We start from the raw sequence: 7,524 nt of genomic DNA, 5'->3' as shown, positions 1-7,524 counted from the left end.
CACCATCATGGGCCGCATCGACGACGTGCTGAACGTGTCGGGCCACCGCATGGGGACGATGGAGATCGAGTCCGCGCTGGTGTCCAACCCGCTGGTGGCCGAAGCCGCCGTGGTGGGCCGCCCCGACGACATGACCGGCGAGGCCATCTGCGCCTTCGTCGTGCTCAAGCGTTCGCGTCCGACTGGCGAAGAGGCCGTCAAGATCGCGACGGAGCTGCGCAACTGGGTCGGCAAGGAGATCGGCCCGATCGCCAAGCCCAAGGACATCCGCTTTGGCGACAACCTGCCCAAGACGCGCTCGGGCAAGATCATGCGGCGCCTGCTGCGGTCGCTGGCCAAGGGAGAGGAGATCACGCAGGACACCTCGACGCTGGAGAATCCGGCTATCCTGGAGCAGCTCAAGCAGGCGCAGTGATCGTCTGGCTTCGGCCCGATCGAGCCCTTGAACCCGCCGCCGCGTTCCCGCGCGCCGGCGGGTTTGTTACGATAGCCCCCCACCGACCACGGACCGTCCCCAATGCCTGAAGCCCAGTCGCGCTTTCGCCGACGGTTGCTGCTGTACTACGGCCTGTTCACGCTAGGGTTGTTCGGCTTCGTCGGCATGATGGGGCTGCTTGAAAAGTCCAATGCCGATGCGCTGTGGCTCGGCTACGTCTTCCTCTTCATCACCATCGCGATCTATGCCTGCATCGGCCTGATCTGCCGCACCTCTGACCTGAACGAGTACTACGTTGCCTCGCGGCGCGTGCCGGCGCTGTTCAACGGCATGGCGATTGCCGCCGACTGGATGAGCGCGGCGTCCTTCATCGGCCTGGCCGGCATCCTGTTTGCCTCGGGCTACGAAGGGCTGGCCTATGTGATGGGCTGGACCGGCGGCTACTGCCTGGTGGCCTTCCTGCTGGCGCCGTACCTACGCAAGTACGGCGGCTACACCATTCCCGATTTCCTCGCGGCGCGCTACGGCAACGGCAAGCCCGGCGGCAACCTGCCAGTGCGCGCGATCGCGGTGCTGGCGGCCTCGCTCTGCTCCTTCGTCTACCTGGTTGCGCAGATCCAGGGCGTGGGGCTGGTGGTGACGCGCTTTATCGGCGTGGAGTTTGCCGTCGGCATCTTCTTCGGGCTGGCCGGCATCCTGGTGTGCTCGTTCCTGGGCGGCATGCGCGCGGTCACATGGACGCAGGTGGCGCAGTACATCATGATGATCGTCGCCTTCCTGGTCACGGTATCGATGATCGCGTGGAAGCATCACCACGAAGCGTTGCCGCAGCTCAGCTACGGCACGCTGCTGTCGCAACTCGACGCGCGCGAGCAGCAACTGGAGCGCGAGCCGGCCGAGCAGGCCGTGCGCGAGTACTACCGGCAGCAGGCCATCCTGCTGCAGGAGCGCATCGCCCGGCTGCCCGATTCCTTTGCCCAGGAGCGCGACGCGCTCGACGCGCGGCTGCAGGACCTGCGCACGCGCAATGCCCCGCTGCGCGACATCAAGTCGCTGGAGCGCGAACGGCTGGAATTCCCGCGCGACCCCGCGGCGGCACAGCAGCAGTGGAACCAGCAGCGGGCAGACGCACTGGCCCGCAGCCGCCATTCGCTGTCATCGACCGAACCCTATCCCGCGGCATCGGAGCAGGAGCGCAAGACCAAGCGGCTGAATTTTGTCCTGCTGGTGTTCTGCCTGATGGTCGGCACCGCCAGCCTGCCGCACATCCTGACGCGGCTCTACACCACCCCGTCGGTCAAGGAAACGCGCAACTCCGTGGCCTGGGCCGTGTTCTTCATCGCCTTGCTGTACGTGTCCGCGCCCACGCTGGCAGCGTTGGTCAAATTCGAGTTCTTCCAGCACCTGGTGGGAACCCCCTACGCCGAATTGCCGCAGTGGGTGGTGCAATGGCGCAAGGTCGATCCACCCGTGTTCGGCATCCGCGATGTCAACGGCGACGGCATCGTGCAATGGGCCGAGATCCTGCTCCAGCCCGACATGATCGTGCTGGCCGCCCCGGAAATTGCCGGCCTGCCATACGTGATCTCCGGCCTGATCGCCGCCGGCGCCCTGGCCGCGGCGCTGTCCACCGCCGACGGCCTGTTGCTGACCATCGCCAATGCGCTCTCGCACGACGTCTTCTATCACATGGTCGACCGCCAGGCGAGCCACCAGCGGCGCGTCACCACCGCCAAGATCGTGTTGCTGGGCGTGGCGCTTTTTGCCTCCTACGTCACATCGCTGCGCCCCGGCAATATCCTCTTCCTGGTCGGCGCCGCGTTCTCGCTGGCCGCCTCCAGCTTCTTTCCGGTACTGGTCCTCGGCATCTTCTGGCGCCGCACCACCGCCGCCGGCGCAGTCGCCGGCATGGCCGCCGGGCTGGGCGTGGCGGTCTACTACATCATCGTCAACTACCCGTTCTTCACCCGCATGACCGGCATCTTCGGCAACCGCTGGTTCGGCGTCGACCCGATCGCCTCCGGCGCCTTCGGTGTGCCGGCGGGCTTCGCCGTGGCCATCATCGTCAGCCTGCTGACGCCACGCAATGCACCGGTGATCGACCGGCTGGTGAGCTACCTGCGCAAGGGGTAGGGCGGATGGGGTTGTCAAGTAAGGGGGGATACGGCGACGAGGCACTGGATTCGCCAGGCAACTCTGCTATAATCTCGGACTTCCCGGAGAGATGGATGAGTGGTTTAAGTCGCACGCCTGGAAAGCGTGTATAGGTTAACAGCCTATCGGGGGTTCGAATCCCCCTCTCTCCGCCAGAACACTATGCAAAGCAAAGCCGCCCGCCTGGGCGGCTTTTTTTGTTTCCAGTCTCTGGTGGCTTCGTATGCCTGAAGGGCCCAAAGAAAAGCCCTCGGCCAGGGTAGGCGAGGGCTGAAGTAGTAGTGGGCGAGTCGCGGGATCGCCCGTGAGCGATGGTCGTATAGGACCTTGTATCGCGCATCCCTCTAAATAGAGGTGTTGCCGCAAGGCGACATGGCTATGCCAGCCATCTCGGCGCCGGATTGGCTGAGCGTGCCAAGCCAGTCGTTCTGTCCGCCAAGTTTTAGTGTCCGTGAGAGGGCTTCCGCCATGTACCCGGTGCCCGGTATCCTCCCGGCCATGACCAAACTCACCTTCCAACTCGAAATCCGCCCCGCCTTGCCCGCAGACGCGCAAGCGGTGGAAGCCATCCTGACCGACACCTACCTCGGCACCTGGAAGCCGCAATTGACAGCCGCCGCGGCAGCTGCTTTTGAACGGCAAGGCAAGACCCGAAGCTACGTCGAAGCGCGCCTGCAAGCATTCCGCGTAGCCTGCGTGGATGGCGTGCCCGCGGCCATGGTGGATTGGGAGAACAACTTTATCTGGGCCCTGCATGTCGGGCGAACATGGCAACGCATGGGGCTGGGCGGGGCGCTGCTGGCCCATGCCGAAGGCGAGATTGCCCGCGCCGGGCATTGCGAGGCGAGGCTGGAGACGGACACATTCAACGTGCAAAGCCGCTCGTTCTACCGGCGCCATGGTTATGCCGAGATCGATTTCTATCCCGACGAAAGCTGGGACAGCGGCTTTACCACTGTGCTGCTGTCGAAAGCGCTGCCGCCAGCCTGAGCCTGCGCGCCGGCGCCGGCTTGGCACGGGTAGCCAACCTCATGCGCAAATTGCATGAACCTGTGTGCCTGCCCGTGAAAGAATCAGGCATCTATTTCGAATCTATGGCACTTGCCCCAATGTCCGAACCCATCGTTCACCTCAACGGCACCCTGACCCCTCTCTCCGAAGCCCGCATCCCCGTCCTCGACCGCGGCTTCATCTTTGGCGATGGCATCTACGAAGTCATCCCTTACTACAACGGCAAGCCATTCCGCGCGGACCAGCATCTGGCCCGCCTGCACCGCAGCCTGGAGGGCATCGGGATTCCCGATCCATACAGCGCCGGGCAGTGGCTGGAGCTGGTCGGCGAGGTGGTCGAGGCCAACGGCCTGTCGGACCAGCTGGTCTACATCCAGGTGTCGCGCGGCGTCGCCAAGCGCACGCATGCGTTTCCGAAGGAGGTCGTGCCGACGGTGCTGATCATGACCAACCCGATGGCGTTGCCGTCGGCGCAGATGCTTGAGCAGGGCGTGGCGTGCGTGACGATGGAGGACCGGCGCTGGCTGAACTGCCAGATCAAGTCGACGTCGCTGCTGGGCAACGTGCTGGCGGCGCAGCATGCGGTGGAGCACGGCGTGATCGAGGCGATCCAGTTCCGGGATGGCTGGCTGACCGAGGCGTCGGCGTCCAATGTGTGGGTGGTGCGCGATGGCCGCGTGATGGCGCCGCCCAAGGACAACCTGATCCTGGAAGGCATCCGCTATGGGTTCATGGAAGAGGTCTGTGCCGCGCTGGGGATTGCGCTGGAGGCGCGCCGCATTGCGAAGGAAGAGGTGTTCGCCGCCGATGAGGTGATGCTGTCGTCGGCCAGCAAGGAGCTGCTGCCGGTGGTGACTATCGATGGCCGCGCCATCGGCAAGGGGGTGCCGGGGCCGGTCTTTGGCCGGCTTTACGCTGCGTACCAGGCTGCCAAGGCTGCGCTTTGAGCTGATTTGCGTGCGTGCTAGGATGCCTCGGGATCGATCGAGGAGTCAGCCATGGCCAAGCGTGAGCGTGGCCGGCGTGCCCTGCAGGACGAGGTGAGCCGGCGCATCCAGCAAATCTATGAAATCGGCGAGGACGGCGCCAAGGTCCGGGTGCCGGCGCCTGTGCCGCACGCGCGCGATGCGCGCGGGCGCAACTGGAATATGACGGGCTTCGGCAATGCGTCCGGCTACGAGGCCAGCATCCGCGCGGTGGTCGACAAGGTGCGCGACGAGTTCGACCTGAGCGACGCGCCGGAGAACCGCGCGCCCAATCCGTTCGGGGACTGAAGCGCCGGCCGTCGTCCTACTCGACCGATACGACGATGGCGACGCGCCGGTTCTCGCTGCGTCCGGCGGCGGTGCGGTTGTCGGCCACTGGGCGGCTCTTGCCCCGTCCGCGAACTTCGATGTTTTCCGGCGCAAAGCCGGCGCCCCCCAGCAGCCTTGCCACCGCTTCGGCGCGCCGCACTGACAGCGACTGGTTGTATTCGGCCGAGCCCGCGTCGTCGGTGTGGCCATCCACGCGCAGGCGCTCGATGCCCGCGCCCTTCAGCGCCCGCCCGAGGCGCTGCACATTGGCGGCGCGCTCAGCGTCGATCAGGTCCTCATTGAATCCGAACAGCAGCTTGTCTGACAAGCCGAGTTCCCAGCCTTCATCGGTCAGGGCGAAGCCTTCCTGCTTCAGCACCGCGACCTGGGCCGGAGACAGCCCGGTGGCGGGCGGCGCGGTCTGGCAGCCGGCCAGCGACAGCCCCGCCAGCACGACGGCGGCGAGCCAGAGTTTCCACAGGGACTTCCAGCAGGGCGGGGTCAGGCGTTCGGGCATGCGGGTTCTCATTGCGTGACGTCCAGGCGCGGCTCGGCGCTTTGCCAGGTGCCGCCGGAGCGCCGCTTGGCGCCGTACATGGCGGCGTCGGCCGCGTGCAGCAGCGCCTGGCTGCCTTGCGCGTGGACAGGGAAGACGGCCAGGCCGATGCTGAGCGACGCCTGCACCGTGCTGCCGTCGGGCAGGTCGATCGGGGCGGACATCGCCTGCAGGATATGCTCGGCGATATGGATGGCGTCGCGCGGCGCGCGCAGCGCTGCGGCCAGCACGGCGAATTCGTCGCCGCCGATGCGTGCCACGGTGTCGCCGGCGCGCAGGCTGGCGCGGATGCGCTGGGCCACGGCCACCAGCACGGCATCGCCGGCGGCATGGCCGTGGCGGTCGTTGATGTTCTTGAAATCGTCACTGTCCAGGTACAGCACGGCCGCGTATTCGTCGTTGGCAGCGGCATGGCGCACAGCGTGCTCCAGCGCTTCGACGAAGGCGGCGCGGTTGAGCAGGCCGGTCAGCGCATCGTGGTTGGCGCGGTGGGCGAGCGAGCGGTTCTCGTGCTGCATCTGGTTCTGCCAGGTCTGCAGTTCGTCCAGCAGGCCGTTGAAGTCCTCGCTGAGGGCATTGAGTTCCGCGATGCTGGCCGGCGGCGTGCGCTGCGCGAAATCGCGCTTGGAACGCACCGCGTGCGCCACGCGCATCAGGTTGCGCAGCGGCTCGACGATCTGCACCAGCAGCCGGCTGGCCAGGTAGTGGGCGCCGACGGCGGTCAGCAGCAGGCAGCCAAGCAGGCCGAGCGCGCCGCGCAGCAGGAAATGCAGCAGGTTGCGGGGATCGCCACTGACGCGCAGCATGCCGACCTGTTGCGTCTGGTGCAGGATCGGTTGTTCCACGACCCCCATGCTCAGCCACTCGCTCAGCACGTGGCGCAAGCCGGTCAGTGGCGCCTGGCCGGGGCGCTGCCATTCGGCCAGCACGTGGTTGCCGTGGTCGTAGACGGTGGCGCGCGCGATGTCCTCGGACGCGGCGATGGCCGCCAGTGTCTCGCCGGTGGCCGCCTGGTCGCGGAATACGACCGGCGCCTCCAGGGTGTAGGCGATCGAGCGGGCCACCAGCCGCACGTTGTGGTCGGCATAGACGCGCAGTGCGGTCAGGCCCAGGGCGGTCAGCGATACCCCGGCAGTAAATACCGCGATCAGCGCCACGCCCAGGTGGATCCGGCGCAGCACGCTGTAGAGGGTGGGGCGGGCGCCGTTGCCGCGCGCCGGCTGGTGGGCGCTCATGACGGCGCTCCCTTGCGGCGGCCCAGCTGCAGCACGCCGGGGTGCACGTGCACGCCGCTGCGGGCGAGCGTGTCGAGGTTGACGCGGAACGAGACCTGCTGGTCGCGGATGTTCAGGCAGAACATGCTGCCGACCTCGCACTCGAAGTCTTCCTCGGCGATCACCAGCACAGGGCGGCCGGTCAGCTCGCCCGACAGCCGCTTGCGGCGGGCTTCGTTCATGGCGCCGATGTAGAGGGCATCGCAGGCCGGATGCAGCATGTCGGCCAGCACGTCGACCTGGCGCGCGCGCACCGGGCGGCCGTTGGCGAGCGTGCCGCCTTCCATCAGCCGCGCGGAGTAGCGGCTGGTGCTGTCCACGCACAGCCGCACCGGGTCGCGCTCAACCGGCCAGCGTGCATACCCCAGCAGGCTGAAGACCACGCGCGCGACCAGGTCGGTGCGCTGCGGCGCGGGCTGCGCCGTCACCGCCGGCGGCAGCATGGCCGGCAGCACCGCCAGCGTCACGGCGAGCAGGGCCGGCAGGGCGCGGCGCAGCAGCGGTGGACGTCGGGTGGAATCGGCACTGGGAAGGGCGCTGGCTGGGGCAGGAGCCATGGTCTGGGAAAGGAGGTTCGGTACGGCCTGTATGGATGGTGGGCTGGCCGCAGCCGCGGTTATTGTCCGGGGGCGGGTTCCGGGCGGTCAAGCGTCCGGCACGGGCGGAATCCGCCCCGGAACCCGCTTGTGCGGGCATGCTTGCGTGGGGCCCGTTTGCGACGCGGCGTGATACGGAATGTTTAACGGTTTTGGGTCGTTTTCCTGAAGTCAGGCGGGAACGCGCGCAGCGCTTCGCCGT

7 protein-coding genes, 1 tRNA gene and 1 pseudogene are annotated in these 7,524 nt (G+C 67.1%); 6 read left to right on the top strand and 3 right to left on the bottom strand.

Translation table 11 applies throughout. The features are described from left to right. The 6 genes and pseudogenes from C265_RS23995 to C265_RS23970 form a co-directional block, all read left to right on the top strand. Positions 1–415: pseudogene (locus tag C265_RS23995) on the top strand (acetyl-coenzyme A synthetase); the annotation flags it as partial. Positions 416–517: 102 nt separating this feature from the next. Continuing rightward, positions 518–2,569 (top strand): VC_2705 family sodium/solute symporter, encoded by a 2,052-nt coding sequence (locus C265_RS23990; RefSeq protein ID WP_010814366.1) that lies wholly within the window; start codon positions 518–520, stop codon positions 2,567–2,569. Positions 2,570–2,654: 85 nt separating this feature from the next. Then, a tRNA-Ser gene (locus C265_RS23985) sits at positions 2,655–2,745 on the top strand. Positions 2,746–3,058: 313 nt separating this feature from the next. Then, positions 3,059–3,580 carry a GNAT family N-acetyltransferase gene (locus C265_RS23980; RefSeq protein WP_010814365.1) on the top strand — a complete coding sequence of 174 codons (522 nt, stop codon included), beginning with the start codon at positions 3,059–3,061 and terminating at the stop codon, positions 3,578–3,580. A 119-nt stretch (positions 3,581–3,699) separates the two neighbouring features. Then, positions 3,700–4,548: a D-amino acid aminotransferase gene (locus C265_RS23975; RefSeq protein WP_010814364.1), complete on the top strand. Its 849-nt coding sequence runs from the start codon at positions 3,700–3,702 to the stop codon at positions 4,546–4,548. Between the two features lie 51 nt (positions 4,549–4,599). After that, positions 4,600–4,875, top strand: coding sequence for a hypothetical protein (locus C265_RS23970; RefSeq protein ID WP_010814363.1), 276 nt, complete (start codon positions 4,600–4,602; stop codon positions 4,873–4,875). A 16-nt stretch (positions 4,876–4,891) separates the two neighbouring features. Here the strand turns inward: C265_RS23970 and C265_RS23965 are convergent, their stop codons facing one another. Genes C265_RS23965 through C265_RS23955 form a run of 3 tightly spaced genes read right to left on the bottom strand, consistent with a single transcriptional unit; the run spans position 4,892 to position 7,283 of the window. After that, positions 4,892–5,413, bottom strand: coding sequence for an OmpA family protein (locus C265_RS23965; protein ID WP_010814362.1), 522 nt, complete (start codon positions 5,411–5,413; stop codon positions 4,892–4,894). Positions 5,414–5,421: 8 nt separating this feature from the next. After that, entirely contained in the window at positions 5,422–6,687 is a 1,266-nt protein-coding gene (locus C265_RS23960; protein WP_010814361.1) for a diguanylate cyclase domain-containing protein, read from the bottom strand. Beyond that, positions 6,684–7,283 carry a YfiR family protein gene (locus C265_RS23955; RefSeq protein WP_011615706.1) on the bottom strand — a complete coding sequence of 200 codons (600 nt, stop codon included), beginning with the start codon at positions 7,281–7,283 and terminating at the stop codon, positions 6,684–6,686. Before C265_RS23955 ends, C265_RS23960 begins: the two co-directional genes overlap by 4 nt. Positions 7,284–7,524 lie beyond the last annotated feature (241 nt).

The sequence above is a fragment of the Cupriavidus sp. GA3-3 genome (assembly GCF_000389805.1).
Taxonomy (GTDB): domain Bacteria; phylum Pseudomonadota; class Gammaproteobacteria; order Burkholderiales; family Burkholderiaceae; genus Cupriavidus; species Cupriavidus necator_D.
This window is presented reverse-complemented; position numbering and strand designations above follow the sequence as displayed.

What these genes read in the sequence shown, in the direction of transcription:
- C265_RS23970 (WP_010814363.1), top strand. Translation starts at nt 4,600, where the DNA reads ATGGCCAAGCGTGAGCGTGGCCGGCGTGCCCTGCAGGACGAGGTGAGC.
- C265_RS23980 (WP_010814365.1), top strand. Translation starts at nt 3,059, where the DNA reads ATGTACCCGGTGCCCGGTATCCTCCCGGCCATGACCAAACTCACCTTC.
- C265_RS23955 (WP_011615706.1), bottom strand. Translation starts at nt 7,283, where the DNA reads ATGGCTCCTGCCCCAGCCAGCGCCCTTCCCAGTGCCGATTCCACCCGA.
- C265_RS23965 (WP_010814362.1), bottom strand. Translation starts at nt 5,413, where the DNA reads ATGCCCGAACGCCTGACCCCGCCCTGCTGGAAGTCCCTGTGGAAACTC.
- C265_RS23975 (WP_010814364.1), top strand. Translation starts at nt 3,700, where the DNA reads ATGTCCGAACCCATCGTTCACCTCAACGGCACCCTGACCCCTCTCTCC.
- C265_RS23990 (WP_010814366.1), top strand. Translation starts at nt 518, where the DNA reads ATGCCTGAAGCCCAGTCGCGCTTTCGCCGACGGTTGCTGCTGTACTAC.
- C265_RS23960 (WP_010814361.1), bottom strand. Translation starts at nt 6,687, where the DNA reads ATGAGCGCCCACCAGCCGGCGCGCGGCAACGGCGCCCGCCCCACCCTC.